The following is a 26,469-nucleotide window of genomic DNA, read 5'->3' as shown; positions in this document are numbered from 1 at the left end:
CCCAGGACCTTCTCGGCAAGCATCACCAGGGCCGGCCAGCCGGCACCCGGCAACACACCAGTCGAAATGCAGCGAGACGAGACGCGAAGGCAGACGACGACGGGAACCACACCGGCGTAGGACCACGCAGCACGCCAACGTACCCGCACACATCTTCCAGGAGTCGCCTTAGGGCGACTCGGGGCGGCCATCGCAACAGCCGAAACCCACCTGACCTGAGCAAACGGCACATCGACGGGTGAGGCGCTCTCAGCGGCGACACCGAACGCGACAACAAAACGCGACACCGAAGACAACACCGGACAACGCCCCGTCCATGAACCCGCAACAGCGAACGCGACACTCCATGTCGACGCGATCATCGGCTCGTCCCTCACCGGCAGAGGTACCTCAGCCTCAGGGCTCGCCCCCCTTCCGGCGCCCTCTGCGCCGGAAGGATAGACCCGGGGAACAGAGGTTGACACGGCCGTCTCCGCAGCCCCAGGGGCGGGTTCGCCTCGGCCCCGACGCGAGGCGAACCCCTCCGAGTCCTGCCGTCCAGCGCCGCCCCCGCCGGACGGGGGACCGGGATCAACGCCTATCTGCACCCCAGGTGTCAAGCCCGCACCCCCGGCTCATGACACGCCGGCACATCACCGCTCAGGCGACAACAGCAGCGGCCAGCACCGCTGCGGCAGGCTTCGACCGGATCCGGCGGTGTCGACGCCCACGCACTCGCTCGTCCCGGCCAGCCGGACGAGCCTGTTTCCCGACATGCGCCGCTGAACAGGAATGGTCCCGACGCTTGCCTCACGGCCACAACGACCAACCCATCCGCGCCCCGTCAGCGGCGGCAACCGCCCACGTGCCCGTCCCCGACCGTTCAGCGGCCAACGCTACCGGCAGCGGCGCAACCGCTACCACGGTGCCGCTCAGCCCCGTACCGGCGCCCCCATGCACCCCGCCGCTACCGGTGCCCGCCGTCCACGCCGAGCCCGATTGCGGCGACCCGCTCACCTCCGCGCAGCTCACACCAGGACCGGCCACCCACAGCTCGGCCATCATCGGCAGCACGGGACGCGGCTCTGACACTTCATCCTCGACCAGGCCCGGCACAGCCGATCGGGACCCTGGCAACGGCCTGGTCACGTTCGGCTCCGCTGGGATGGATGGCAGGGCCTGACGGAGTTCCTGCGGCGCAGCCGCACTGATCACCACCTGCTTGCCGCGCATCGCGATCCACCGGCACCGCACCACCAGGAAAGCCCAGCCCGGCCAATCCTCGCGCAGCCCGGCCAGCGCCTGCCGCGCCCACGGCTCCTGACCGAACGCGGACACCTGGCTTGCCGCCTGCCCCATCACGCCTCCTGAATTGGCCCGGAAGTCTCCAGGCCAACAAACGCCTTCCCCTCGATCCGAGCCCGGTCCGTTGCCCGGTCTATCCGCCGCCACCGGCAGATCGCCCACCCAGCCACCCAGTTCCTCACCGGAGGCTCCTTCACAGCCCACCGGCGACAAGCCGCTACGGGCTCCGACGCGTCCCGCCTCCTCGGCGACCGTCCCGGAGGCCACCGGCATTGCCTCGTGCCCACCGCCCGGCTCCAACTCTTCCGCCGCAGCACCCGCTGCTGCCGCTGCGGCCGCCGCACTCGCCTCCTCGGGGAGGGCCAGCTCGACCCACACCGCATGCCCGATACTCGGACCACCCGCCACCCCAAATCGAAACGCCAGCTCGGTCACCCCGGCCAACCCCCGCCCATGCTCGGCCAGCTCCGGCACAGAACCCGGCGTCTGGGAAAAGTCCGGAACCGAACCCCCGCCCAGGTCATACACCACAATCCGGGCCACACCCGCGCCGCGCAGCACCTCCACCATGAAGAACCCCCGCGCCTGCCCCGAACACGAGTGCCGCAGCGCGTTTGCGACTAGCTCGGCCGTCACCCACTCAGCGTCCTGTCTACGGCCAGTGTCCGCCAGCACTTGACCCACCATGCGACGCGCAGGAGCCGACTGATCGTCCCGCCCCGGGAAGGCCTGCCGCCAGGCCATCCCGCCCCACACCGGCCGAGAGCGGAAGGTCGACATCACCAATCCCGGCGCCAGATCCGGGAACTCCTCCCCACGCGGCTGCCCATGCGTCCGCGGCATGAGGATCTGGCTCGACTCGCCCAAGAGGTGCTGCGTGCGGTTGTCCATGCTGGCTGGTCCCTTCCGGTCACACCCCGGCACGTCCGGGAGCGACCAGCACGATCACTCACCTCCCCGCCCGAATCACACCCCCAACCCGCAACCCCACACCCACCCCGCCCCGACCTGCGGCCATACCCCGAACCACCCACCGACGGCCCCATGAACGCCCGATCGATCACCCCACACGGAGGCTGGAGCCCCTCCCCAGAGTCCAACTACCGTCCCCGGACCACGCGCCACCCGTGGCCGCCCGCGTGCCACAGGAAAGGGGACGTCGACACATGTCCGGAACCGGATACCAGACGCTGATCGACTGCCGCCGTCGCAGCCGCTACCTGCGCCAGCACGGCTTCACCATCGACCAGATCGCCACCATCCTCGCCCTCGACCACCCCGCCACCCCACTACGCCTCTACCGCCACGCCGCCGGCCTCACCGCAACCCAAACGGTCAACGCCTTCCACCGGCTCGCCGACACCGCGGGAGCGGAACTGCGCGAATCCCGCCTCTACGACTACGAGAACTGGCCGAAGGCAGGCCGACGCCCCTCCCCCTACACCCTGCACCTCCTGGCCCGCATCTACGGCACCCAGCCCGCCTGCCTGCTCACCCCCGCCATGCTGGCCACCTATGCCCCGCGCGACCAGTACGCGCTACGCCGAACAGACGCATGAGCCCCCGCAGCGCCAGGACTCCTCCGTCACCCGGCTTCGCCGACAGGACCGACTGGCTAACGCACCAAACGCTCATACACCTGCCGCGCCTGCGGACTCGGCACCGCGTCGATCTCCGCCAGCCGCTCCCTCAACAACTCGAACGAACGCCGTACCGCGGGCAGGCGCCCAAGTTCGCCTTGAACCGACATCAACAGACACCACAACGTCTCGCTGTACGGATCGATGCACTCGACCGCCAGCCTCAGCACGTCCACCGCCCGCCCTGGATCATCGGCCCGCATCAGCTCGGCCATCCGCTCAGCGGCATCCGCCGCCTGCCGCTGGGCGGCCTGCCGCAACGGGAGCACCCACAGATCATCGCAGCCGGCCAGCAGCGGCCCCCGATACAAGGACAGCACCTCTTGCAACGCCGCCACCCGCACCGCGTTCTCGGCCGCGATCGAGGCCAGCTTGCACGCGTCCTCGAACCGCCAGAAGTCCGCATCGAACGATGCCGCCGGCAGCAGTCTCCGCTCCCCGGACTTCAGCACGAACCGTACGCCGGCCGCACACCCCACTGCCGGCCGCATCGCCCGGTTGATCTCCCGCACTGCTGATTCCAACCGGCGCCCGCCAGCCTCCCCCGGCCACAGCGTCTCGGCGATCCCCTCGGCCGAAACGCCGTCCCGCGACACTGCAAGCAGTGCCAGCAACTCCCGGGCCTCAGCACGAGCGAAACAGATCTCCGCCCCGCCATACGACAGCCGCGGCACCCCCAGCACCTCGACCTTCGCCTTACCCGCCGCCGCTACGAACCCCGACCTCAGCCCGGCTGAAGCGCTTGGCACGGAGGGCGCCTCAGCGTCCGTTTCCGCGCCCGTCTCTGCAACCGCCGAGCGCAGGCTGGGCTGGCCAAGCTGTGAAGTAATCGCCGCCACGTGCTCACTACGGTCAGGCTTGGCATCCGACTCCGCCGTCACGCGGTCACCCGCTGGCGCCTGCGCCCCAGCGGGTGGCAGGACAACCGCCGGGTTTACTTCGGCTGGCTCACCGTTGCGGCCATCGATACCGCGTGGACGAGCAGCACCGCCGGACAGGCCCACAGCCAACGAGCGCGCGCCCGCGTGCCCCGGCCAGGATCGTAGACGACCGATAAGTGCAGTGCTCAGGACCATGAGCATGAGCCCGAATGCCAGCGCGCCACTCAGCGGACTCATCGCCTGAGACAGATAATCTGACCGCGGCATCACCGCATCGCTCAGTGCAGGCGCAGAGGAACCCGCTGCGGGCGCAGGATGGGATATCGAGGCCGACGCCAAGGGCGTTTCCGGTGGAGCCGGTGATGGGGCAACGGTCCTGGACGATGGCTCCCTACCGCCCTTGCGTGGGCGCTGCTGACGGTGGACCCTTACCTGACGTTCTCGGTGCAGAACTCGACCCTGCGCCCGGCCGGCTTTCCCTCCGTTTGCACCAGGCGGGCGCCGTTCGGAACCCCTCCTGCGAAATTCGGCTGGGTCAGCTTCAGGCTGTTTTACCGTCGAATTCACATCACGTGGCTTTGGCACCTTTCGCGGCTTAGAGAGAAGCGGGGTCTGCGCCGGCTTGCGCTGCGACTGCGCCAGCAACTCCAGGAGATTCGAGAGTGCCGGCATCCGGCCTTTCACCAGGTCGCCATACACCAACCCACAGAACTTCTCGATGTCGTACACCTGATACGGTACCCGGCCCACGGGCGGACAGTAGGGCTCTGCGTTGACCATCGCACTGGCTGGCGAACTCCCGGCCCACACGATTGACGCCGCGACCACAGCGCCCAGCTTCCTGATCATGTCTTCGACGAGCTGCCGTCGCATGGTGCCTCCCTGCCGCTCTTGAGCCTTCGCACTGATCAGACCGTGCTCGGCCCTGCGACAGGGGTGGTGAAACTCTCCACGGCAGCTACTGGCCGAGGGCGCGGTGTCCAGGGTGGCGAGAACCCTTGTAGCAGCGGGCCTGTGGCGTAAGGCGCGCGATGGTGAGAAGTCACCATCGCGCGGAACCACTCATCGCTCGACACGGCGAGAAGGACCGTCACGGTGCGCGTCGGCACCACTACTCTCTGATCGGAGGTGGCGGTGGACGGACAGGATCAGGTCAAAGCGCAGCGTCTATTGGAGGGCGTCGTCCCGAATGAGATCTTCGTGTCGTACTCCATACTGCTCACGGAGGGCGGCTGCTCGGAGGACGACGCCGCGTCCTTGCTGGGGAGCAAGGAGCAGGTCGCGGAATTGACGGCCCGCGGGATGGCGCATCGCCGGCCGGACGGCCCCGCGATGCCACCGCGTCTCGTGCCCGCTCCCCCGGAACTCGCGTTGCAGGGCGTCCTGACGGATCTCTCACGCCGTCTCGTCAGCGATCAGGAGCGGCTGCTGGCAGGGCACAAGCGACTGAGCGAGTTCCATCAGACGCCGGCCGCGGCATCCTCGAACTCGGCGATGGACCGGCTCGTGCAAGTCGTCACCGACCGAGACGAAATCAGTTCTCTGTCCTACGCGCTCATCAACGCCGCGCGACACGACTGGCTCACGCTGGACAACTACGTCCTGGAGGCGCCCGTCGAGGACTCCACCGGCTACGCACCGCTACCGGTCTTCGAGGGCCAGGTGCAATGCCGGGCGATCTACGAGACCCGCTGCGCCGAGCACCCGATCGGTGCCAAGACGATCGAGGCTGCGGTCGAAGCCGGCGAACAGGCGCGGCTGCTGCCCCGCATCGGGATGAAGATGAAGCTCGCCGACGAGACGGTCGCGCTTGTCCCGTTGACCCCGACAGGCATGGGAGGGGCGCTGCTCGTGCGCTCACCCGTCATCGTCGGAGCGCTCCGGGAGTACTTCGAGCTGCTATGGGAGAAGGCGATCCCGTTCGGTAGCGCGAAGGCCGCCGCGCCACTCACGCCCGCGCAGGTGCAGGTGCTTCAGCTGCTCAACCAGGGACTGTCCGACGAGGCGATCGCCCGGCGGATGGACATCAGCGTCAACACCATGCGCCGGCACTGGACCGCCATCCGCGACGAGCTGGGCGTGGAGACCCGCTTCGCCGCCGGAGCCGCAGCCGTACGCCGTAGCTGGATCGACTGAACCCGAAAGGTCTTGTCATGCCCGGATACCTGGACTTTGTTCCCCAGCAACGCTTCCAGCCCACCCTCGCGTTGTCCCCGGACGGCCACCTGGTCGCCTATTCCAGCCACGTCTCCGGTCACTACGACCTGTGGGTGGTTCCCGTCGCAGGCGGCGAGCCGCGCCGCGTGGCCGGCTTCGACGACCGGACCGTCCGCCAGATCGCCTGGACACCCTGCGGCGAGCGGCTGGTCTTCACCGCCGATGAGAACGGAGACGAGCAGTTCCGCCTCTACCTCGTCGCATCGGATGGCAGCGGCCTGACCGAGGTCGGCTCCGGTCCGGATTGTCAGCGTGTCCTGGCCACCTCGCCGTTCGACCCGACCGGCCGCTTGCTGGCCTACACCGCCAACGACCGCGACCCCGCCGCTCAGGACCTCATCGTCCACGACCTGGAGACCGGCGAGCTTCGCCGCTTCACGCCCCCTGAAGGGGTCGCGTTCGAGGCCGTCAGCCTCTCCCCCGACGGCCGCTGGCTGCTGGCGACCGGGTTCCGGTCCAACACCGACATCGCCGTCTACCTCACCGACCTGAGCGACCCGGACGCCAAGCCGGTCTGCCTGACCTCCGCCCTGGGCGAGGGTGTCTTCGAGCCCGGAGTCTGGGCGGCAGACGCCAGCGGCTTCCACCTGCTCACCGATCATTGGAGCGAGTTCACCGCCGCCGCCTTCTACGACCTCGCAGCCCGTTCTTTGCAGGTGATCGCACACCCGAGCTGGGACGTCGAGGTCCTCGACGCCGCCGCGGGAGTCCGTATCTGGTCCGTCAATGAAGGCGGCAGCTCCCGGCTGCACGCCGACCGCGACGACAGCCCCATCCCGCTGCCCGCCATCCCGCCCGGGGTCATCTCCGCGCTGTCGCTGGCGCCTGACGCCTCCTTCGCGGTCATCCTGATCAACTCCGCGGCCAGGCCGGCGGAAATAGCGGTGGTGGACCTGGCACGCCACGAGTTCCGCTACCTCACCGACACCCGCCCCCCGGCCTTGCACGTCATCGACCCCGTCGCCCCCGAGCTGATCACCTACCCGGCCTGCGACGGACGCGACGTCCATGCCCTGCTCTACCGACCGGACGGCCCCGGCCCGCACCCGGTCCTGCTGTTCATCCACGGCGGCCCGGAATCCCAGGAACGCCCCATCTACGCCCGCTCCGGCCTCTACCAGCACCTTCTCCACCAGGGGATTGCCATTCTGGCCCCCAACTTCGCGGGCTCTACCGGTTACGGCACCGCCCACCAAAAGCTCATCTACTGCGACTGGGGCGGCATCGACCTCGACGACCTGGACCACGCCGTCCAATACCTCCACACCCTCGACTGGGCCGACCCCAGCCGCCTAGCCGTCATGGGATCCTCCTACGGCGGCTTCGCCGCTCTGTCCTGCCTGGCCCGCCTCCCCTATCCCTGGGCCGCGGGCGTCTCCATATGTGGCCCGAGCAACCTGCTCACCCTGGCCAAGGCATCTCCTCCCACCTGGAAGACCTTCGTCGCCACCGTCCTCGGTGACCCCGACACCCGTGCCGAACAGCTCCTGCAGCGCAGCCCCGTCACCTACGCCGACAACATCACCGCTCCCCTGTTCGTTCTTCAGGGAGCCCATGACCCGCGCGTTCCCCAGGCCGAATCCGACCAGATCGTCGCCCGGCTACGCGAACGCGGCGTCCAGGTCCGCTACGACATCTATCCCGACGAGGGCCACGGCTTCACCACCCGCGCCAACGAGCTGACTGCTTACGAAGCCATCAGCGCCTTCCTCCACACCCATCTGATCGCCACCACCGCCGACCGCTCCGAACCGCTCCAGGTGGGCTGAAAGTTCTACCCAGAACAGTGCCCACCCGCAAATCGGAGGGGCGCCACCGAGAGCCCGCCCCACACGATGCAGCGAGGCCGAGCGGGTCACAAGAGGGCTCGCCACAGAAGAAGCGGCGCACCTCCAACTCGACCTTGACCGGCCGCCCGCCCGTCGCCAGATCCCACACGGTACGGCGATACCGGCTGTGCACCCGGGTCGAAAGCAGCCCACACTCCGGGCACGGGACCTCACTCACCACGGTGCGCGCCGCGATCAGCATGATGTCATCGAGGGTCTCCACCTTGAGGACGTTCATCTCCCGCAAAGCGAGCAAAACAAACGAAGGCAGCAGGCGTTCTCACCTGCCGGCGCATGCAGCACAATGAACCCCACGGCCGCTTGTTGATGATCAGGTACTCGACACACCAGATCTTTGACGAGCGGCCGTCTCCATGTGAGGTCCGTTGCAAGATCGCGATACGGAAGCAGCACCAGGGTCCCTCGCGCCAAGCCCACCCTGAGTAGCTGATCATCGGGAGTGAGCCAGAGCCAATTATTGACAGTGATCAGCGTGGATTGAATGTCAGCGACCTTCGGTCATACGCAGCCGACGATGCTCTCTCACCCGCTCTGGAATCAATGGATGTGCTCTGGTCGGTGAGGTGGCCGACTCAGCGGGTTGAACAGCCGATACCCCAGCCAGAGCACCCCACCGCCGGTTCCGATCATGAACATCGTCCCGCTGACCTGCATGAACGAGCTGGCGAACCCATTGCTTGTCGACCCGATGGCGCCGAGCACAATTCCCCCGACCGAATAGGCCACAATCGGGGCACCGAGCCCGCTCAAGCGATCCTTGAAGGCCCAGCTGTCGCAGGCCAGTATCGTGACGGCACCAGCCGCCCAGAACAGCACCGGGATCTGGAAGATTGCGACAGCCGGCAGGCTGAAAGGGACCAGCACCGCGGCGATGACGAGCAGCGCCATCCCGAGCACCTCGCGGGGCGCGTTGCGCAGTACAAGAAGTACAGGTGTGCGTGGAGGACGGGCAAGGGCTGGATGAGAGGCTGCGGAAGGAGCGTGGTGCGGATCTGGCTCCGCGGCCGGTTGATCTATGTCATCGACCGGTTGCGCGGCGGTTCCCCCCATCGGGACGCGGCAGCAGAACTCCAAATAGAGCGCTGCGCAGACCAGCAGTACGCAGGAGACAAATGCCCCTACGCCGACCAGGGCGTCCGTGCGTCCTCTATCGAAGCTGAGCAGGTCCAGCGCAGCGAGTACAGCACTGGCGAAGATCCCGGCGAATATCGCGCCCGCCACGGCGGAGCCGTTGGCGAGGACGGTCAGCGAGGCCACCGCCCGCGGTCCGACCGGTTTGGCGCCGGGCTTGGGGTTAAGCCGAGCGCGGGTCCTCCATCCCATGTACGCCTCGCCCAAGGCCAGCACGATGGGGATCGCGGCCCACGGCAGAGTGAGCAGGCCAGAGTCGAAGTAGCTGTAATTCAGGTCGAACCAGGTGACTAGGGCGGCCACAACCAGGACCGAGGGTGCCGCCGCCGCAGCAGCTGTCCGCGAGGCGACCGGAAAGCGGCGGGTCAGAAGTTGCTCCCGCGTCGGTTGATCCATGCCATCGACCGGTTGCGCGGTGGTTCCCTCAAGCGGGATGCGGCAGCAGAACTCCAAATAGAGCGCGGCGCAGACCAGCAGTACGCAGGAGACGAATGCCCCTACGCCGATCAGGGCGTCCCATCCACCGAAGCTGGGCCCGTCCAGCGCAGCGAGTACGGCACCGGCGAAGATCCCGGCGAATATCGCGCCCGCCACGGCGGAGCCGTTGGCGAGGACGGTCAGCGAGGCCACCGCCCGCGGTCCGACCGGTTTGGCGCCGGGCTTGGGGTTAAGCCGAGCGCGGGTCCTCCATCCCATGTACGCCTCGCCCAAGGCCAGCACGATGGGGATCGCGGCCCACGGCAGAGTGAGCAGGCCAAAGGCAATGTAGCTGTGATTCAGGTCGAACCAGGTGACTAGGGCGGCGGCCACGACCAGGACCGAAGGTGTCGCCGCCGTAGCAGCGGCTGTCCGCGAGGCGATCGGAAAGAGGCGGGTCAGGGGCCGTTCCCGGTCGTTTTGTCCGGATGGACTGGGAAGTGCCGCACGGGCAGCTTCGTAGATCTTCTCGACGTTGCCATCAGTCAGTGTGGTTTCGCGCTTGGTGATCCACCTGCGCACTCGGCGGCCGTCGAAGACGTCGACGTCGCGAACGTTGAGGACGTTCCACGGGATCCACGGGCCGTAGATCGCCAGAGCTGGCACGACCGTGATCTGGCGACCGACCGCCTTGCTGATCAGCCGGCTGGCTTCCGATGCCTTCCGGCGGGCCTTGTCGAGCAGGGGTCTCTGGTTGAACGGCCCGTGGAACAACTCGTTGTGGTGCGACCGCACGTGAACCGCCAGCCGTGCGTCCCACCTCTCGGAGTCCACGACATACACCCCGGTGGGCCCGACGACTAGGTGGTCGATCTGCTCGTTGCTGCTGGGGATCACCCGGGCGTACAGAGCGCGATAGCCGCTGCGCTCGAGCTTCTTGAGCTGGCCCTCGGTGCACCGCTCAACAGACGAGATGCGCCGCCACGCCGGCACCGACGACCGCTTCTTAGTCCGGTAGACCATGTCGCCGATCGCCGTGAGGATCGCAGCCATCACACCGAGCCGCCAGTCCGCCAGTAGGATGCCTGCGGTCATGCCCGCGGCTGCCGCGATGATGACGCGATGCCACAGGCTGGGACGCGGGGGGCGTTCGATGGGGACGTACCTGGTGTCGGTGGGCGCCGTCGCCTTCGTCTCCTTGGTGTCGCCGGGGGCCATCGGTTCGGGGGGAGCGGGGGGTAGGGCGGCTGCATTGCGGGTGAAAGCGAAGCTGTGGGCGGTATCGGTGCCGCGTTGATTGGGATCGGGAAGCCCGCGGGCGCGCAGGCGGCGGCGAAGTTCCAGATACAGGGTGCCCAGGGTAAGCGAGTCGCCTTGGCCGGGGATCCCGGTGCGGATCAACTCCATCAGTTCGCCGGTGAACGACGTGCAGGCGATGGTCTGTTCTTCGGGAGGCGGGACATGCGCGGCCAGATCGCTGGAGGTCAGGGTGTAGACGCCGCGGATATCGGTGTGGTCGGCCACCACGGCGGCCTGGTCGGCGAGGGCTTCGATGGCGCGGCCAGAGTAACAGCAGTCCAAGATGGCGGCTTTGACCCGGGCGGGGCTGTCGCGGAACGCGGACCGGATGCGGGCGTACTCCACGCCGGTCAGATCGGGGGCCTCGGCGTCGGTGTCGGCCAGGGTCAGGCACAACTCGCCGTAGGGAGTGAGCGTGCCGTGCCCGACGTAGTACAGCAACAGCACGCCGCTGGTCTCCTGGGCCAGCCGCCGAATCCGCGTGGCCACCGCCCGGCTGTCGGACGGATCGGTCACCACGGTGACACGGTCGATCGGCCAGCCACACAGCTGCGGATCGGTCAGCACCGCCTGGAGTTGCATGAGACTGTTGGCCGCGGCCGGGATGGCGGGGAGTCGCTGATCTTGGTACGTGGAAACGCCAATCAGGATCGCCCGGGACTCCGGCCAATCTACCGGCTCAGGCATCGTCGCTGCGGACCGCTTGGTCTCGGAGGACCTCTTGTAACAGCGGTAGTGGATCGCTCGGATCGTTAACCCGTTTGGCCTCTAGCGTCACGGTGCCCGTCTGGGTGGTGACGGTGAGACTTACGTCGGATTTTCGATTGGTCAGCCACACAGTGAGCGCACGTGCCAGCGTCATCCCCACCGCTGTACCGCCCGAGCCCAGTGCGATGGTGAGCAGATCGACAGCTCCGCCCAATTCCTCCGACGCGGGCGGCTGCATCACCGGGCGTACCCGGCCTTGCAGCTCGCGTTGACTAAGCAGCCAATCGGTCAGTGAGACCAACTCCCCCACTATATCGCCGCTACTGATCCGCAGGTCGGCCTGCACACCGGTCTCCCTTCGGCGGGCGCGCCCACCCCCAAGGACGCGAGAACCGAGTGTCGGGACCTCAACGGGCCCCAATCAGACCTTTTCAGGAAAGAGTTCTTCCGTGAAGTAACCTGGCGGTGTGCCTTCCCGAACCTCCAGCTCGACCTCTCCGCACGAGGACCAGGATCGCGCCAAATTCACTTCACGAAAGGTGGTCGGGCTCGAGGACCTCGCCGACACCGACGACAGCCTCACCGCTTGGGCCGACCGCTACCTCACTCTGGCCGTTCGCGGGGTGCGCTCCGACGAAGTCACGCAAAGATCACCCGCCATGTGCGGCGCTTCATCGCCTGGCTCACCGACGGCCTCGGCCACGACCGCCTGTCGGCCGTCACCCTACGCGACTGGTCAACAGTGGACTGCCCATCCACATCGGCGCCGCCCTACTTGGACATCTGAACCTTCAAACAACTCGCGGCTACGTGGTTGTATTTATCGAAGACATCGTTCGCCACTATCAAGGGTTCCTCAACCGCCGCCGCCAAACCCGGCCACCAGACGAATATTGCGCGATCAGCAAAGAGGAGTGGCTCGATTTGGAAGGGCACTTCGACCGGCGCAAAGTCGAACTCGGAGGATGCGCCCGTCCCTATGCAACCCCTTGCCAGCATGAGCATGCCTGCCCGAGATGCCCAATGATCAATATTAACGCGACGATGCTGCCCCGACTCGATGAAATTGAAGTCGACCTTATGGCTCGCCGAGCCCGAGCCGAAGCCGAGGGCTGGCTCGGTGAGATCGAAGGCATCGACCTCACTCTCACCTTCCTTCGCCAGAAGCGAGACCAGACCCGCAGACTTGCCCCGATCGACCTCGGCATGCCAGGGGGTACCTCGGCCAGCACCCCAATGTGATACAGGAGTGTCTTTCAAGGATCACCCGCAGAACTGATCCCGAATTCCGCTGGAAATGGGGCCATGCACTTGGGTGCGATACAGTCGTTCGCTGCCAATCCTTGAGCACTTCTTGCGCTCACGACGGTAGGGGCGATCAGAACGGAGTTAACCCCGGCCTAGCCGTCCGAATATTTCTTCTGCGTGGGCTATTTCCTTGTCGGCCGAATCGCGCATAAAGATCGAATCAAAAACGCCGTAAGTTAGCGCGGTGACCGGAACGAAGCGGACCCGTCCCGGTGATCAAGCCATCGCTAGGTTACTCGTCTGTTGGTCGCCCAACTACATCTCCAGGGTTGACAGCCCTGGGAACGAGTCGTCTAGGAATGGCCTACGGGAGATCAAAGTCCACAGCGGCCACCAAGAGGCGCCGATATGCTCCGCATGCGTAATGATCAAGCGCAAGCCGGGGGCAGGACATGCGCAAGAAGATTGAGCAGGCTCGTGGACGGGTGCCTGTGAGGGCTCTAATGCTGGTAGGTGGAGCCGTCACCGTCGTAGCCGTCGCAGTGACCATAGGCGGTAGGTCGATAACGTCCGCCAGCCAGCAGAACTCCTCGCCGCAGGGCACGGACGCCCAGCGAGACGTCACCCGCGATGGCGCTCCGGCAGCTTCTCAGCTGTGGCGCAAGCCGGACACCCCAGCCGCCTCTCCCGCTTCGGCACCAGCCGCTCTCTCCCGGGGGAAAAAGGCCGCACATCGAAGCGATGAAGCTGGCGCCACGAAGCACGTGGGTGTGGTCAGCGACCATGTACGCGTCGACGAGCCGCACGATCGCCGCGAATTCGTACGACCACGACGGCCGGCCAGCACCGCAAGCGATCGCCACTCATCTCGCCCGGGCCCTCGAGCAAAGCGCGGGCAGAACAGCCCCTCCTCATACTCCTCGGCGCCACTCGTACGCGATCAAGGCTCATCACTACTCGGCATGAAGTGCGATGAGATGTTCCCACCGCGCAAATGGGAGTTCCGGGTACGCAACGTCGCATGCCATCGCCTCTTGGGCTGAAAGCCCGCCAACACCTCTGCGCGATACTTCACCAGCAGCAATGCGCTCCGTACGGGTCCGATACTGCGCCGCAGGACGTTGACCCCAGCCCTGCTCGTACTGGCGCATGTGCCGGTCGTACTCGGTATGAGGCTCCAGCCCGGTCGAGGGCCGCAACGTCGAGGGCGGGGCCGGCGTCGATAAGCAGGTTCACCGTCCCCCCGGCCAGGGACGCCACATGTTCGTGGTGCGCGCCCGTGCCCTGGATGGGGATGAATCCGCACATCACGGGAAGGCCGGCAAAGTGATCGCCGTCGCAGACGAAGGCGAAGGAGCAGGTGAGCCCGCAGAACCGCAGCGGGACGATCATCCGGCCGCCGGGAGCCAGCAGGCGACCCCAGGGGCAGTCCCAGGCTCCGATCGTGACGAGGACGACGTCGAACGGCCCCAGCTTGTCGGCGGCGCGGTCGGTGACGAACGGGTCGATGTCCACGCTGATCACCAGCCCGTCCGGGCCGACGAGCTCGGCGATGAGCGCCGCGTTGTAGCCGCCGCTGCCGATCTCCAGCACCCACATCCCTGGCCGCAGGCGGGCTGCTTCGAGCATCTCGGCCTGCAGCCAGGGAGCACTAATCGAGCTGGTGGCCCTGCCATCGGCGTCGCTTCTGGTGACGACGGTGTCGCGGAAGGAGTAGGCGGCGGAGACGGGCGCTTCGGGGGCGAACTTCTGGCGCCTTGGCGAAGGCGGCGGCGATCTCGTACGAGCGGATCGCGCCGCACTCTCGCAGCTCGGCGGCCATCGCGTCGCGAAGACGATCAGGGAATCCTGATGGTGACGGACTGTCAGAAGACACTTGCTTTATGTCAGCAAGTTCGGCTGTGTGGCCTTGTCGTGTCGTCGTCTACCGAGCTGATGAACACGCTGGGTCATCGCAGCCAGTCCAGCTCGGCCGCTATGCACTGTTCTCGATGTGCTCGAAGATGTCGGCATCAGTCTCACGTTGCCACTCGGGAAGCTCGTCCCAATCGGCCACGTAAGACGGCTTCGGGTTGTCGATGTGCTTATGGATCTGGGTGATCCAGCACAGAGCGACGAATCTGCCCTTCTGCTCGCGAGTCAGCTTGGCCGTATGGCCGGCGCTGATCTCGACGAAGGCACGCACTTGACTGCAGACAGCGGCGGCGGCCTGGCGTTCCCACCCGGGTGTCTCCTCCCACGGGGTGATGTAGGAGGGCTTGGGCTCCCCCGGAAAATGCTTGTGCACTCCCGCAATCCATGCCTCGCGGAAGATGCGGCCCTGCTCGTCCGTCGTGCTCTGCATCGTGATCCTCTCAGGGTAGGGCGGGGGCCGACAGGTGGGCGATGCGTTCGTTCAGCTGTACCACCCGGCTGTCGGATAGAAGGGGCTGGAGTTGCTGTTGGATGCCGTGGAGCTTCCGGCCGACGTAGCCTGCGGATTGGGTCTGCTCGGCCAACTCCACAGCGTCGCCGGCGTAGTGCAGAAACTGGTCCAGGTCACGGCGCTGGAGGCCGAGGGCTGCCAGGTCGGTGAGGAGGCTGCCCCGGCGCCGGAGCGAGGTGGCCTGGTTGAGTGCGGCAAGGAGTGAAGCCTCGGCCGCATCAGCCCGGCCGAGGGTCAGGTAGCAGGTACCACGTTGATCAGCCAGGCGAGAACCGTCGAAGCGGAGCCATCCTCCAGGGCTGGCGGGATCGGCGAGATCGAGGACTTCATCCGCGACGGCGAGGGCGCGTTCGCATGCTGCTCGGTTCCCATGTCCGGCATGCGCCTCGGCCTGCACGGCGGCCACCCAGTGCCGCGTGGACAGCCGGCCGTCACCCCGCTGGGCAATGCGCGCGGCTGCAGACAGCACCGCGGTAGCCTCGGGATACTCATGCTCGTACAGGTTGACGAACGCCTGACGGGTGAGAGCGCAGGCCCAGCGGTCGTAGCAGCGAGCTTCGCGACCCGCGCTGACGGCCATGGTGTAGCAGTACGCGGCATCGGTGTAGCGGTTGCTGTCGAAGCAGATCTCCCCCGCCAGCTGGAAGAGGTCACAGGCCACCACGCACAGTTGATGGCGAGCTCGCGCTGAATGAGCCTGGTCCAGTTGCTTCACCAGGAGCTTGAGCTGGTCATGGACCAGCGGATAGACCAGCCGTTTCGACTTGGACAAGGCGAAGACCTGCCAGAGGTGGCCGCTGAGCAGCGCGTGCTGTTCGATGTCGTCGGCCTCGTCGGATGGACCAGCCCCATCCTGGACGTCAGCGTTGGCCGGCTGGGGAAGCACCATGAGCGTGCCGGCGATGCTCAGCAGGCGGAGAAGTTCACGACGGTACATGTCGTCACCTTCACCCGTCAGCTGGGCTTCAGTCACGACCTGACCGATGACGACCGGGGCTGAGGTAGTGCGTGACGTCTGCTCGTGTTCCTCACGAAGGACCAGGAGGTCATCCAGCTCGCCCGGGGTGACCTTCAGCAGGTCGCACATCTTGGGCCGGATGTACGGGCAGGGCTCGGTCTTGCCCAGCTCCCACCGTCCCGCCGTGGTGCGGTCAATGCCGAGCTGATCGGCGAAGAATTCCTGGCTGTAGCCGAGCGCCTTCCTCCGTTCGGCAAGGCGCCTGCGTTTGGCCGCCAAGGCGCACCTCCGCCCGCGTCGTTCCGTCAAGTGCAGCGTACGGCACATGCACGATCACCGGCTGCGATGCCGCAAAGGTGCCGCATCGATGCGGCACCGATGCCGTGGCCTGGCGCTTTACCGGACGGTTGGCTTGGGGTGCCCGCCGGAAACTTCGATCGGAGGACATCAGGTGCTCATCGCACACCCCGAAAATCATCGCCTGCCCGCGACCTTCATCCCAGGATCGCCAGGCATCGACGTCGCAGCAGCCGAACAGGCCGCCGCAGCCCTGCTTGCGGCCATCGGCGTGAGCGCCGGCAGTGAGGCCGCCGACCGGACACCGGCTCGGATGGTGGCCGGGCTGGCGGAACTGCTCAGCTGCCCGGCGTGGGAGTTCACCACCTTCCCCAACCGGGAAGGGCAGCACGAGCTGGTGCTGGCGCGCGACGTGCCGTTCACCTCGCTGTGTGCGCACCATCTGCTTCCGTTCTCAGGGGTCGCGCACGTCGGCGTGCTGCCCGCTGCTCGGATCGCCGGCCTGTCGAAGCTGGCCCGGGCCGTGGAGGCCTTCGCGGCGCGCATGCAGGTACAGGAGGAGCTCGGGCAGCAGATCGCGGCTTTCCTGGAGGAGCGGCTGGAATGCCGCGGGGTGGGTGTCGTCCTGGCGGCCGAGCATCTGTGCATGACCCGGCGCGGAGTTCGTGCTCAGGGTGCTGAGACGGTCACGATCGCCTGCCGAGGTGATCTGCGGGACGATCCCGGCGCTCGCGCGGAGTTCCTGCAACTCGCCGCACCACAGACGCGGAGAGCCGCATGACCTTCCGTATCGGCAAGCGGTTCACCTTCGAAGCCGCCCACCACCTGGCCGGTCTTCCCGAGGGACACAAGTGCGGCCGCCTGCATGGCCACTCCTACACCGTCGAGGTGGTGGTGACGGCCATCGAGCTGACCGGTCCCGGCTTCGTCGCCGACTTCGCCGACCTCGCTCCGGTCAAGCAGCACCTGGCTGAGCACTTCGACCACCAAGCGCTCAACGCCAGTCTCGACGTGGAGCCGACCAGCGAGAACCTCGCTCGATGCCTGTTCGAGTGGTGCGCCACGAATCTCGCGCTGCCCACGACCGCAGCTCTCGAAGCGGTCCGGGTGAGCGAAACGCCCGCCACCTGGGCCGAGTACCGGCCCTGATCCAGGGCCTTCCCCCGGACGCGTGACCCGCGTCTCGATCCCACCGAGAGGAAACCCATGTCCGCCGACCTGCTGCCGATCGCCATCCCGACCGGACAGCGGCCCGCCCCGATCGCCGAACTGTTCTACTCCTTCCAGGGCGAAGGAGTGAACCTCGGCCGTCGCGCCCTCTTCATCCGCTTCCTGGGCTGCAACCTGACCTGCGGCTACGCCGAGGCGCCGACCAGCCATGACAGCCCGGCGCAAGGCTCGATGCTGTGCGACACCCAATACACCTGGAACAGCGCCAAACACGACCTCTCCGCAGGTGTACAGCATCTGACACCGCAGGAACTTTGGGACGAGCTGATCCAGCTCGACCCCACCACGGCCGACCCATCCCTCCCCCCGGTCGACCTGATCGTCGTCACCGGCGGGGAACCGCTCCTCCACCAAGACGCCGTCCTGCACCTCGCTCACCAGGCGCGGCTGACCGGCCGAGGCGTCGAGATCGAGACGAACGCGACGATCAAACCCGGCCGCGACCTGGTCGCCGCGGGCGTGGCCTTCAACGCCGGCCTCAAACTCGCCAGCTCCGCGGTGCCGCGCAAGAAGCGCATCAAACCGGACGCCATCAGCGAACTCGAAGCGAGCGGCCGAGCCAGATGGAAGTTCGTCGTCAGCACCCTCGACGACCTGGCGGAAGTCGCCGCGCTTCAGGCGGAGTTCGGGCTCACCGAGATCTGGCTGAGCCCCGAGGGCACCACCCCCGAGCGCGTGGTGGAGCAGATGCGCATGGCCGCCGCCCCCGCGCTTCAGCACGGCTGGAACTTGACCACCCGTGAGCACGTGCTGATCTGGGGCGGTCAGCGTGCCAGGTAGCCGCACCCCGTCGCACGGCATCAGCTTCTCCGTCATCGCTCCCGCCGCCTATCTGCGGGAGTTCGTCGCTCAGACGCCCGCCACGGTCCACCACGTGGCGGCCCAGCGCGTCCTGCTCGATCCGGCCTACCGGGCGTTCTTCCTCGAAGAGGAACGCCGCGGCGCCACGATCATCCTCGACAACGGCGTCTTCGACCTGGGCCAGTCGCTCAAGCCGTGCGAGCTCGTCCGAGCCGCCCAAGCGGTCAACGCCGCAGAGATCATCCTCCCCGACGTCATCGGTGACGCTTCCGCCACCATGCGCGCCAGCGACCTGGCGGCGGCACAGATCCTCGCCCTGAGCGACGAGTTCCGGCTGTGCGCGGTCGTCCAGGCCGCCAACGACGAGGACTGGCACCGCTGCTACGACCACTTCATCACGCGCGACTACGTCGGCGCGATCGCCTTCCCCGCCTCCCGTGGCAAGGAGCCAAGCAACGCGTTGTCCAAGAACCGCCTCACCGCAACAGAGCACCTCGAAGCCCACGGCCTGGTCGACACCGGACGGATCTACCGGCTGCTGGGCCTGGGCCGGACCGGTCATCTGGAGCTCTTCGAACAACGCCGGCACGAATGGATCAGCTCGGTCGACGCCGCCGCGCCGGTCCTGCTCGGCGCCATGGGCATCCGCATGCTGCCCGACGGACCCTACGAGAAGATCCGGACTCCGCGCGTCGAGACCGTGCAACACATCGAACCGGACCGGTTCTCACTGATCAAAGACAACATCAAGGCCGTCCGGTACGCCGCCGGCTGCCCCATCGAGATCCGGACGCCCGCATGACGAGCCCGACACTCACCGAACACGCGCCCGCGCAAAAGGCTCTCGCAGCATCCCCCATCGACTTCTACCGGCACACCATGAACACGGCGAGCCTGCTGCGCTACCTGAAGATCAAGGTCCATCACCTGATCCAGGACTACGACTGGGCCCGCATCTCGGTCGTCGCAGGCTACGACCGCCACTGCCTGATCTCGGCCCATGAGAAGAACGACAAGCTGTTCAACTGGCAACGCCCCACCGCACACGTCCAGGGCACCCACCTGATCATCAAGTGCTTCCCCGGCGTGGACTACGTCCACCACTACGCCCTCATCATCGCGACCTACCTGAACATGGTCGGCCGCTACCGCGGCCAAGTCGACTACACGCTCCCCTCCGAACACACCTGCCGAGCTGCCGTCGACCGGCTGGACATCGACGCCTCGGCAGACGACCTCATCGTCGTGGGCTGGGGCCTCGAACGGTTCGCCAACGCCACCGCCTGGACCCACGGCCCCGGCCACGCCTGGCAGCGCACCGACGTCGACGGGCGACGCGTGCTCTACCTCGGCTACCTGCACAGCATCTGGGGCGACGTGGCCGGCCGCGTCGTAGCCCGCCTGGCCGCACTGGGCGCCCGCCGCGTGGTCTACGTGGGCAAGGTCGGCTCTCTCGACCCGCACATCGCCCCGAACACCTGCCTGGCCACCGGCCACACCAGCGTCCTGCCCGACGGCCGCGTGAGCTGGCGGGACTTCTTCGGCGACCTCGCCGCGGGCCAGCCGGACGTCCGCTCCGGCACCCACGTGACCTCACCCTCCATCCTGTTCGAGGACACCAACTGGCTGGCCCGCCAGCACGGCCACCACTTCGTCGACCCGGAGATCGGCCACATGGGACGCGCCGCCCACACCGCCGACATCGAGTTCGGCTTCCTCCACGTCATCTCCAACAACCTGGCCCGCCCCTATCCCGCCGACCTGTCCAACGAACGACTCCCCACCGTCATCGAACAGCGGACCGTCCTCCTCGACCGCATCCACGAGATCATCCGGCTCCGACTACGGAGCATCCCCACCACACAGACCAGCGAAGGAACCAGCGCGTGCACATTCTGACCGGCGCACCCGGCAAGCTCATCACGGTGACCGGCATCGACGGCGCCGGCAAATCAACGCTGGCCGCCACCCTCCACGCGGCGCTCAAGGACGCCAGCGAGAATGCGATCCTCGTGGGCAAGCACACTACCGAGGTCCCGATGAGCGCCGAGCTGTCCGCCTACGTGGACAGCGTCAACGCGGTCGTCTACCGCCGCGACCCGGCCGTGGGCGCAGCCTGCGGCAACCACTACTGGCTCTTCGCCCTGGCCGCCTGGTACGCCCTCCAAGACCGGCTGATCATCCAGCCGGCCCTGCGAGCCGGGGTCCACGTCATCCTCGACAACGCCCACCACAAGATCCTCGCCCGCTACGCCGTCTGTCCCGACGTCCCCACCGACCTGGCCCGCCAGCTCTTCGCCCACCTCACCCCGCCCGACCTCATCCTGTTCCTCCGCATCAGTGCCGATGAGGCCCTCCGCCGACGCAACGGCAACTTCACCGCCCTGGAGGCAGGCCGCACCGGCTCCACCAGCGAGGCGTTCATCTCCTACCAAACGCACGTCACCGAGGAACTACGCCAGCAGGCGACCGATGCGACCTGGGCGTCCATGGACGTCACGCGCAAGGACGCGGACGCCGTCCTGGCCGAGACGATCACGCTACTGTCCGAACGCCTCGACATCCAGATCTCTTGAAACCAGGAAGGCCGCATGCAGCTCAAACTCGGCCGACAGTACTTGTGGCACGGCATCACCTGGGCCACAGGCACGCCCACGCTTCTCCTGGCCGACACCACGACCGGCGCCCTCGGACAGGTCCAGATCGTCGGGCGGCACCTGGGACTGATGGTGGTCGACTCAGCCCGATATTGCACCGGCCGCTACGGCTTCACCGGCACCTTCCATGTCGAGCCCCTCTCTTGCCCGCTGCAGGCCGCCGCCGAGCGCGGCGGCCAATGCGCCGTATGCCTGGAGCGGGACGACTTCCGCTTCGCACACCACCTCCACCAGGGCGGCTACGCCCCGCCGGCTCTCGCCGCGTACATGGCTCAACCTCACTGGCTCTACATCGCCACTTTCGCCAACGCGGTCAGCAAGGTCGGGACGGCGGCGGCGTCTCGCCGCCAATCCCGGTTGGACGAGCAAGGCCCGATCCGCGCCACTTACATCACCCAAGCGCCCGACGGGCGCGCCGTCCGCCACCTCGAAGACGCCCTCGCTCGTGAACTCGGCCTTCCTCAGGCGATCCGTGCCACGGCAAAACTCGCTGCCCTGGTCGCGTTCGATCCCGGCCACGTCGATGACGCACATCAGAAGGCTGTCGACCAGGCGATCACCGCGCTGGCCGCCCGCGGGGTAGCTTCCGAACGCGAGGCATGGATCCCGACGGCCGACAGCCATGCCCTCCATGACCCTCGACGGTCATCAGACCGAGCGCTCTACCCTCATGACCTGCGTACCGGCGAGCACGGGTTCAGCGTCGAAGCCTGCTCCGGCCCGTACACCCTGGCACAGCTGTCAGCCCGCGACGACGACATGCTCTACGTCCTCGACCTCAACGCACTCAAAGGTCACCGCGTATTGATCGGCAACTACACCTCCCCTCGGACCACCGTCCAAGGATCACTCTTCTGACCACGACCGCAACGCGCTCACAACAGCCCATGACGACCGACGAGGACGAAGATCCGATGCAACGCCCAGATGCCCTCACCGGCTGGGACGATGAACACAACGCGGAACTCTACGACCGCTTCACCCGCGAGCACACCTTCTACACCGACGCCAGCCGAGACTTGGCCGCCCGCGCTGGTCTCACCGGCATGCAACTCGTCATCGACCTGTGCGGTGGAACGGGCGTGACCGCAGCCGTCCTCCTGGACAGCCTCCCGACCCACGGTCGCGTGATCTCTCTCGACAGCGCCACCGCCATGCAAGCGGTTGGTCGTCGCCATCGCGACCACCCGCGTATCACCTGGATCACCGCGAAGGCCGAAGACCTCGCCGACCACATCTCCACGCCGGCCGACGCCGTGATCTGCAACTCAGCGATCTGGAAGACCAACACCACCGCAGTCTTCGCCGCCGTACATCACGTGCTACGACCGGGTGGGCAGTTCGTGTTCAACATCGGCGGCCGATTCGCCGGCCTCACCGACCGAGAACCTCCCACCACGGCATCCCTCAACGACCTGATCACCGCCATCGCAGTAGCGGACTACGACTACATACCACCCCAGCAGAAGCGCCGACCGTCCTTCACAGCGGCCATCCTGCGGACGCAGCTGAGAGCGGCCGGATTCGCCACCGTCACCACGGACGTCGTCACACGCACCGGCACCCTGGAGGAAAAGCGCGCGTGGCTCTCCATCCCGCTCTTCGCCCGACCACCCGGCCAGCTCACCCACACCCAGCGCATGAACATCCTGCACAAGGCCTACGAGCAGGTCGATAAGACCCGGCAGGTCACCACACGCTGGCTCCTCGTCACCGCCCAAGCCTGACAATGACGACTGTTCCGGCAGGTCCTATCAAAGGTCGTCCTGCTTGGGCCGAACATGCGATTCCTTTGCTACGCACCCGCCCGCTCGGACAGTTGTCTCGCGTACCGGCGGATGCGTAGCCGATCCTCAGGGAAGGCGCCCTCCCAGTCCTCGGCAAGGGGAACCCATGCGACAGGTTGATTACTCTCCTCGGTGACCTGCAGCGACCGGGCCACGATGGCTCCGTACGACAGACCAAGCGTGGCGCTCCAATCTCGGTGGTAGGAGCGCACCGTCACCGCTGCCGGAGCTTCCAACAGAGCAGCGGAAATCCCCGTCTCTTCGAGCAACTCACGGCGGGCAGCCTCCCGCGGGCTCTCGCCAGGCTCGACGCGTCCGCCCGGCGGCACCCACCCGCGCCAGCGATGCTTGACCAGCAACACATGCTGGAACGCTTCGTCGAAGACCCACACCTCGGCCGCGAGCGGATCCATCGATCCCTGCATCGCCGTCTCCAGCCAGGCGCATGCATCGTCGAACTCGGCTTCCGCCCTGCGGGCGTCCATCACGGCTGCCCGCAAGGTGTACTCGTCAGGCCCACGCTGATCCACCCGCCCCAGGGTACTCGTCAGACCCGACCGCCATCGAGCACGTCGGCCTGTCTCCGAACGGCCGTGGGTCAGGGTCGTTCTTGACAGCAGGAAAGCGAGAGATCAGGCGCGCCCCGAATTGGGTGCTCAACCGACCGCTGATGCTCCATCGACGGACGGCCTGCTCATCCCAAGGGGGTGTACGCGTACGCACTGCAAGATCGCTCGCGATGCGCCCTGCGGCTGAAGCCCGCACGAACTGTGCACCCGCGTGCTCAGCCTGTTCGTGCTCGTGGCGCTCCAGCTACGCAACCGGTCCACCGCGCGAGGCGCCTACGCCACCGCGACCCTTCACATGACGCCAAGGCACCCCACCGCGTTGAGATCTTCAATCAGAACAGTCCGGCCTGAACGCCGCCCGGTGACGTCAGACGCTTGGGCGCCAGCCCACCCACCCGGTCAAGATCGAAGAGCGTGCGCCAGCGCCCCGTTCGCCCACCCTCAGCTACCAGGCGCTCGAACACTCGCGCCGTGACCTGCACGTCCGGCATCGCCCGATGACGACGCCCAGGTGACTCGATACGCAGATACCTCATCAGATCGTCCAGCCGGTGCGACGGCAACTCCGGGTACAGCGCGCGGGCCAACCGCACGGTGTCCAACAGCGGGACAGCCGCCAAGATCGGGCAGTGCCGCCGCTGATGAGCGATGAGCCCCGCCTCGGTGGGCGCGTGGTGGGCGACCAGCCGGTACGGTGGCATCGTAAGCCGACGGTCGAGATCGGCCATGACGTGCTCAGGGCCGGCTGCCGTGGCCAGCATCGCCGCGGTGATGCCCGTCATGCGCACATCGGAGGAGGTGACGGGCACCTCGGCGGGCGGTGCGATCAGCGCCCCGAAGCTCCACTGCCGCGACAGCCCGTCGGCGGCAACGGTGAGGGCAAGGACCGCCACCTCCACCGGAACGGGGGGCTGACCTGCGGGAGTCAACCCCTCAAAGTCGATGACCAGGAAGGTGTGACGAGCAAAAGCGGCATCGCGGTAGATCGGAGAGGCGTCAGACATCAGCCGCCCCCGTACCGCGTGCGTTCGTTGCGGCTCCGGCACGGACCTCAAGCAGCCACCGGTTGAATGCCGTCTGATAGCGGTCACCGCTGTCGGCATCGGCGGGTTCGCTGACGTGGGCGTTCGGCACCGGTTCGGGTCCGTCCCCCGGTCGCCACAGCGGCCCGCGCGGCTCGTACGCCGGGATGGTGTCAGTGCTACCGTCCCATCCGGCAACGGCCAGCCCGGCGGCGGCCAGGGGCGGATCATGGGTAGCGTCCACCAGCGTCCACCGGCCTTCGATCAGCACTTCGACAGCCGAATGCACGTCCTCCCTCGAGGGCAGCAGCCGTACTTCTGCCGGTCGATCGGGTAGGTGATACAGCCACCGGACCCGCCGTGCCAGGTAACCGAGCGCCAGGAAGCCCTGGATCAAGTAGGCAGACTTGGCCAGGCAATCGCCGCGCCCCAGCGTCATCAACGTGTCGGCGTCATGGGCGCCGTCCGTGGCATACGGCACGTCCCGAACAGCAAGGAACAAAGCGATCCGCTCAGCATGCGCATCCACGCGCTGACGGTACCCCGGGCCTCCCCCGTATGCATCTCACTTCGCACTGATTCCAGCAGTTCACGCTAGTTCGAAGGTTAAATCGAGGGCTACGTGACGCCGGGCCGTAGCCGAGCTCCGGGTCCGAACACCTCGAGCCCATCCACGCCCGCGTCGCATCACCCTTCGCTGACCGGCTGACAGAGACGAGCAAAGAAGAGACTCGCCCTTGAATTCGGTACTCGCAGCCCCCGATGCTCCATGCTGGGCGTGTCCCAGCACCGTTTTCGCGCATCTGTGAGGAGCCCCCTTGACCCGGTACGCCGTCGATCACCGTCGCAACGCCCTCATCGCCTCCTGGAGCACCGGGGCAGGAGACACCGCGGTGGACGTCGCCAATCTTCCTGCCGGGATCCCCAGCCACGATGCCCTGAATCTCGCCAAGGCCCTGACCCAGCTCTCCGAGACCTGCTGGCGGTGCTACACCCATCCGGCCAGCGCCGCCGACAGCCACGAGCCCAACTCCGAAGGCGAACGCCGCCAGGAAGAACGCGACGCCTTCGCCAGTGTCCTGACCGCGTTGACGAACCCCAACCTGCCCGCCGACGGCTACATGATCCAGTCCTACATCCAGGTCGAAGAAGCCGCCCACCAGGTCGGCCGCGCCCTGCACGCCCTCAACGCCGCCGAGCTGACCACCCGCGTCACTATCGACGTCGGCGCCGAACTGGCCGCCATCGAACAGGCCGAGCTGGGCAATCTGTCCGAACGCGCCCGCCAGGCCGTCACCCTCACCCGCGAAGACGCTTCCCCGCTTCAAGTCGCCCAGGCCAGCAACCTGCTGCACGACAACCCCTTCGGCCCCGAAGCACTCTTCACCGAAATCGACCCGGCCGCAGCCGCCATCGCCGCCGCCCACTGGCTGGACGCGGCCGCCACCGTCACCGGCGATTCCACCGGGCTGCCCGCCACCCAGATCGTGGTCGAAGCCGACAACATCGAGGCACTCCCCTACGAAACCCCCACCCTCGTCCTGGAGCTAATGGCCGACGGCGCCACGCCTCGCCAGGCGGTGATGCCCTTGATCCGCAACGCCCTCCGGGTCGCGGAAGGCGAGATCCCTGACATCACGGCACTCCAGCAGCGCATCACCGCCGCCGAGCAACTGCTCGACAAGCGGCGCGAGGACCAGTCCGAGCCGAGCCTGGACGCGCTCGACCTGCGGATCACGCCTCTGGACCCCGCCCGCCCGGCCCTCGACCTTCTGGAGGACCTGCTCAGCGGCATCCGTGGCTGCTGGCTGCTGTACGCCGAAGACGCGACCGAGTTCGACGAAGCTGAAGACCTCGACGATGAGGAGTGGCAAAAGCGCCGGACAGCGGCGTTCTTCGCGGAAGTTCGGGAGGAAGCCACCGCTCATCGCGAGCGCCTCTTGTAGCGCCACGGGTTGTGTTCCCTTCAGCGGCCGTGATGTTCGATCCCTACAACCGCAGAGCAGCGCCCAAAACGCAGCTTCGACCGAGGCTGCGTGTGTACGCGT

General features: G+C 67.0%; 24 protein-coding genes. 12 read left to right on the top strand and 12 right to left on the bottom strand.

What is annotated here, in order from left to right:
• Nucleotides 1–789: 789 nt before the first annotated feature.
• Nucleotides 790–2,175 carry an ATP-binding protein gene (locus ACBJ59_RS60720; RefSeq protein ID WP_375119018.1) on the bottom strand — a complete coding sequence of 462 codons (1,386 nt, stop codon included), beginning with the start codon at nucleotides 2,173–2,175 and terminating at the stop codon, nucleotides 790–792.
• 275 nt (nucleotides 2,176–2,450) lie between these two features.
• On the opposite strand from ACBJ59_RS60720, the gene ACBJ59_RS60715 reads away from it, so the two are divergent.
• The gene (locus ACBJ59_RS60715; RefSeq protein WP_375119017.1) at nucleotides 2,451–2,843 is read left to right on the top strand and encodes a hypothetical protein; all 393 of its coding nucleotides are present in this window, start codon (nucleotides 2,451–2,453) and stop codon (nucleotides 2,841–2,843) included.
• Nucleotides 2,844–2,899: 56 nt separating this feature from the next.
• Here the strand turns inward: ACBJ59_RS60715 and ACBJ59_RS60710 are convergent, their stop codons facing one another.
• On the bottom strand, nucleotides 2,900–3,805 hold the full coding sequence (locus ACBJ59_RS60710; RefSeq protein WP_375119016.1) for a BTAD domain-containing putative transcriptional regulator: 906 nt from the start codon (nucleotides 3,803–3,805) through the stop codon (nucleotides 2,900–2,902).
• 1,128 nt (nucleotides 3,806–4,933) lie between these two features.
• On the opposite strand from ACBJ59_RS60710, the gene ACBJ59_RS60705 reads away from it, so the two are divergent.
• Both ACBJ59_RS60705 and ACBJ59_RS60700 read left to right on the top strand, forming a co-directional pair.
• Nucleotides 4,934–5,941 (top strand): LuxR C-terminal-related transcriptional regulator, encoded by a 1,008-nt coding sequence (locus tag ACBJ59_RS60705; RefSeq protein WP_375119015.1) that lies wholly within the window; start codon nucleotides 4,934–4,936, stop codon nucleotides 5,939–5,941.
• Nucleotides 5,942–5,958: 17 nt separating this feature from the next.
• On the top strand, nucleotides 5,959–7,791 hold the full coding sequence (locus tag ACBJ59_RS60700; RefSeq protein WP_375119014.1) for a S9 family peptidase: 1,833 nt from the start codon (nucleotides 5,959–5,961) through the stop codon (nucleotides 7,789–7,791).
• Here ACBJ59_RS60700 and ACBJ59_RS60695 read toward each other — a convergent pair.
• The 7 genes from ACBJ59_RS60695 to ACBJ59_RS60665 all read right to left on the bottom strand — a co-directional run bounded on the left by ACBJ59_RS60695 (nucleotide 7,721) and on the right by ACBJ59_RS60665 (nucleotide 16,337).
• A complete protein-coding gene (locus ACBJ59_RS60695; protein WP_375119020.1) occupies nucleotides 7,721–8,053 on the bottom strand; it encodes a transposase family protein in 333 nt (110 codons plus the stop codon). The genes ACBJ59_RS60700 and ACBJ59_RS60695 overlap by 71 nt on opposite strands.
• Nucleotides 8,054–8,409: 356 nt before the next feature.
• Nucleotides 8,410–11,406, bottom strand: a complete 2,997-nt coding sequence (locus ACBJ59_RS60690; protein WP_375119013.1) for a DUF3180 family protein — start codon at nucleotides 11,404–11,406, stop codon at nucleotides 8,410–8,412.
• Nucleotides 11,399–11,773, bottom strand: a complete 375-nt coding sequence (locus ACBJ59_RS60685; RefSeq protein WP_375119012.1) for a hypothetical protein — start codon at nucleotides 11,771–11,773, stop codon at nucleotides 11,399–11,401. The genes ACBJ59_RS60690 and ACBJ59_RS60685 overlap by 8 nt, the downstream gene beginning before the upstream one ends.
• A 425-nt stretch (nucleotides 11,774–12,198) precedes the next feature.
• The gene (locus ACBJ59_RS60680) at nucleotides 12,199–12,687 is read right to left on the bottom strand and encodes a hypothetical protein (protein ID WP_375119011.1); all 489 of its coding nucleotides are present in this window, start codon (nucleotides 12,685–12,687) and stop codon (nucleotides 12,199–12,201) included.
• Nucleotides 12,688–13,746: 1,059 nt separating this feature from the next.
• Entirely contained in the window at nucleotides 13,747–14,514 is a 768-nt protein-coding gene (locus tag ACBJ59_RS60675; protein WP_375119019.1) for a hypothetical protein, read from the bottom strand.
• A 136-nt stretch (nucleotides 14,515–14,650) separates the two neighbouring features.
• Nucleotides 14,651–15,019, bottom strand: coding sequence for a hypothetical protein (locus tag ACBJ59_RS60670; RefSeq protein ID WP_375119010.1), 369 nt, complete (start codon nucleotides 15,017–15,019; stop codon nucleotides 14,651–14,653).
• A gap of 10 nt (nucleotides 15,020–15,029) precedes the next feature.
• Entirely contained in the window at nucleotides 15,030–16,337 is a 1,308-nt protein-coding gene (locus ACBJ59_RS60665; protein ID WP_375119009.1) for a helix-turn-helix transcriptional regulator, read from the bottom strand.
• A gap of 172 nt (nucleotides 16,338–16,509) precedes the next feature.
• Here ACBJ59_RS60665 and folE point away from each other — a divergent pair, with 172 nt between their 5' ends.
• The 8 genes from folE to ACBJ59_RS60625 are packed head-to-tail and all read left to right on the top strand — an operon-like array spanning nucleotide 16,510 to nucleotide 22,770.
• On the top strand, nucleotides 16,510–17,136 hold the full coding sequence (folE, locus tag ACBJ59_RS60660; protein ID WP_375119008.1) for a GTP cyclohydrolase I: 627 nt from the start codon (nucleotides 16,510–16,512) through the stop codon (nucleotides 17,134–17,136).
• A complete protein-coding gene (locus tag ACBJ59_RS60655; RefSeq protein ID WP_375119007.1) occupies nucleotides 17,133–17,504 on the top strand; it encodes a 6-pyruvoyl tetrahydropterin synthase family protein in 372 nt (123 codons plus the stop codon). The genes folE and ACBJ59_RS60655 overlap by 4 nt, the downstream gene beginning before the upstream one ends.
• A gap of 57 nt (nucleotides 17,505–17,561) precedes the next feature.
• Nucleotides 17,562–18,365: a 7-carboxy-7-deazaguanine synthase QueE gene (locus ACBJ59_RS60650; RefSeq protein WP_375119006.1), complete on the top strand. Its 804-nt coding sequence runs from the start codon at nucleotides 17,562–17,564 to the stop codon at nucleotides 18,363–18,365.
• Nucleotides 18,355–19,188: a hypothetical protein gene (locus ACBJ59_RS60645; RefSeq protein ID WP_375119005.1), complete on the top strand. Its 834-nt coding sequence runs from the start codon at nucleotides 18,355–18,357 to the stop codon at nucleotides 19,186–19,188. The genes ACBJ59_RS60650 and ACBJ59_RS60645 overlap by 11 nt, the downstream gene beginning before the upstream one ends.
• Nucleotides 19,185–20,285 (top strand): hypothetical protein, encoded by a 1,101-nt coding sequence (locus ACBJ59_RS60640; RefSeq protein ID WP_375119004.1) that lies wholly within the window; start codon nucleotides 19,185–19,187, stop codon nucleotides 20,283–20,285. The genes ACBJ59_RS60645 and ACBJ59_RS60640 overlap by 4 nt, the downstream gene beginning before the upstream one ends.
• The gene (locus tag ACBJ59_RS60635) at nucleotides 20,273–20,962 is read left to right on the top strand and encodes a dTMP kinase (RefSeq protein WP_375119003.1); all 690 of its coding nucleotides are present in this window, start codon (nucleotides 20,273–20,275) and stop codon (nucleotides 20,960–20,962) included. Before ACBJ59_RS60640 ends, ACBJ59_RS60635 begins: the two co-directional genes overlap by 13 nt.
• Before the next feature lie 15 nt (nucleotides 20,963–20,977).
• A complete protein-coding gene (locus ACBJ59_RS60630) occupies nucleotides 20,978–21,901 on the top strand; it encodes a hypothetical protein (protein ID WP_375119002.1) in 924 nt (307 codons plus the stop codon).
• A 29-nt stretch (nucleotides 21,902–21,930) separates the two neighbouring features.
• Entirely contained in the window at nucleotides 21,931–22,770 is an 840-nt protein-coding gene (locus ACBJ59_RS60625; protein ID WP_375119001.1) for a class I SAM-dependent methyltransferase, read from the top strand.
• 68 nt (nucleotides 22,771–22,838) lie between these two features.
• Here ACBJ59_RS60625 and ACBJ59_RS60620 read toward each other — a convergent pair whose 3' ends face one another.
• The 3 genes from ACBJ59_RS60620 to ACBJ59_RS60610 all read right to left on the bottom strand — a co-directional run bounded on the left by ACBJ59_RS60620 (nucleotide 22,839) and on the right by ACBJ59_RS60610 (nucleotide 24,950).
• Complete coding sequence (locus tag ACBJ59_RS60620) at nucleotides 22,839–23,360, bottom strand: NUDIX domain-containing protein (protein WP_375119000.1); 522 nt, start codon at nucleotides 23,358–23,360, stop codon at nucleotides 22,839–22,841.
• Nucleotides 23,361–23,731: 371 nt separating this feature from the next.
• Nucleotides 23,732–24,403 carry a PolC-type DNA polymerase III gene (locus tag ACBJ59_RS60615; RefSeq protein WP_375118999.1) on the bottom strand — a complete coding sequence of 224 codons (672 nt, stop codon included), beginning with the start codon at nucleotides 24,401–24,403 and terminating at the stop codon, nucleotides 23,732–23,734.
• Entirely contained in the window at nucleotides 24,396–24,950 is a 555-nt protein-coding gene (locus ACBJ59_RS60610; protein WP_375118998.1) for a transglutaminase domain-containing protein, read from the bottom strand. The genes ACBJ59_RS60615 and ACBJ59_RS60610 overlap by 8 nt, the downstream gene beginning before the upstream one ends.
• A 289-nt stretch (nucleotides 24,951–25,239) precedes the next feature.
• Here ACBJ59_RS60610 and ACBJ59_RS60605 point away from each other — a divergent pair, with 289 nt between their 5' ends.
• A complete protein-coding gene (locus ACBJ59_RS60605) occupies nucleotides 25,240–26,367 on the top strand; it encodes a hypothetical protein (protein ID WP_375118997.1) in 1,128 nt (375 codons plus the stop codon).
• The last annotated feature ends 102 nt before the right edge of the window (nucleotides 26,368–26,469 follow it).

The sequence above is a fragment of the Nonomuraea sp. MTCD27 genome (genome assembly GCF_041950495.1).
Lineage (GTDB): Bacteria > Actinomycetota > Actinomycetes > Streptosporangiales > Streptosporangiaceae > Nonomuraea.
This window is presented reverse-complemented; position numbering and strand designations above follow the sequence as displayed.

Bases quoted from the DNA above. Each gene is read 5' to 3' on its own strand.
- ACBJ59_RS60690 (WP_375119013.1), bottom strand. From the start codon at position 11,406: ATGCCTGAGCCGGTAGATTGGCCGGAGTCCCGGGCGATCCTGATTGGC.
- ACBJ59_RS60715 (WP_375119017.1), top strand. From the start codon at position 2,451: ATGTCCGGAACCGGATACCAGACGCTGATCGACTGCCGCCGTCGCAGC.
- ACBJ59_RS60670 (WP_375119010.1), bottom strand. From the start codon at position 15,019: ATGCAGAGCACGACGGACGAGCAGGGCCGCATCTTCCGCGAGGCATGG.
- ACBJ59_RS60630 (WP_375119002.1), top strand. From the start codon at position 20,978: ATGCAGCTCAAACTCGGCCGACAGTACTTGTGGCACGGCATCACCTGG.
- ACBJ59_RS60615 (WP_375118999.1), bottom strand. From the start codon at position 24,403: ATGTCTGACGCCTCTCCGATCTACCGCGATGCCGCTTTTGCTCGTCAC.
- ACBJ59_RS60700 (WP_375119014.1), top strand. From the start codon at position 5,959: ATGCCCGGATACCTGGACTTTGTTCCCCAGCAACGCTTCCAGCCCACC.
- ACBJ59_RS60625 (WP_375119001.1), top strand. From the start codon at position 21,931: ATGACGACCGACGAGGACGAAGATCCGATGCAACGCCCAGATGCCCTC.
- ACBJ59_RS60650 (WP_375119006.1), top strand. From the start codon at position 17,562: ATGTCCGCCGACCTGCTGCCGATCGCCATCCCGACCGGACAGCGGCCC.
- ACBJ59_RS60695 (WP_375119020.1), bottom strand. From the start codon at position 8,053: ATGCTGATCGCGGCGCGCACCGTGGTGAGTGAGGTCCCGTGCCCGGAG.
- ACBJ59_RS60640 (WP_375119004.1), top strand. From the start codon at position 19,185: ATGACGAGCCCGACACTCACCGAACACGCGCCCGCGCAAAAGGCTCTC.
- ACBJ59_RS60655 (WP_375119007.1), top strand. From the start codon at position 17,133: ATGACCTTCCGTATCGGCAAGCGGTTCACCTTCGAAGCCGCCCACCAC.
- ACBJ59_RS60720 (WP_375119018.1), bottom strand. From the start codon at position 2,175: ATGGACAACCGCACGCAGCACCTCTTGGGCGAGTCGAGCCAGATCCTC.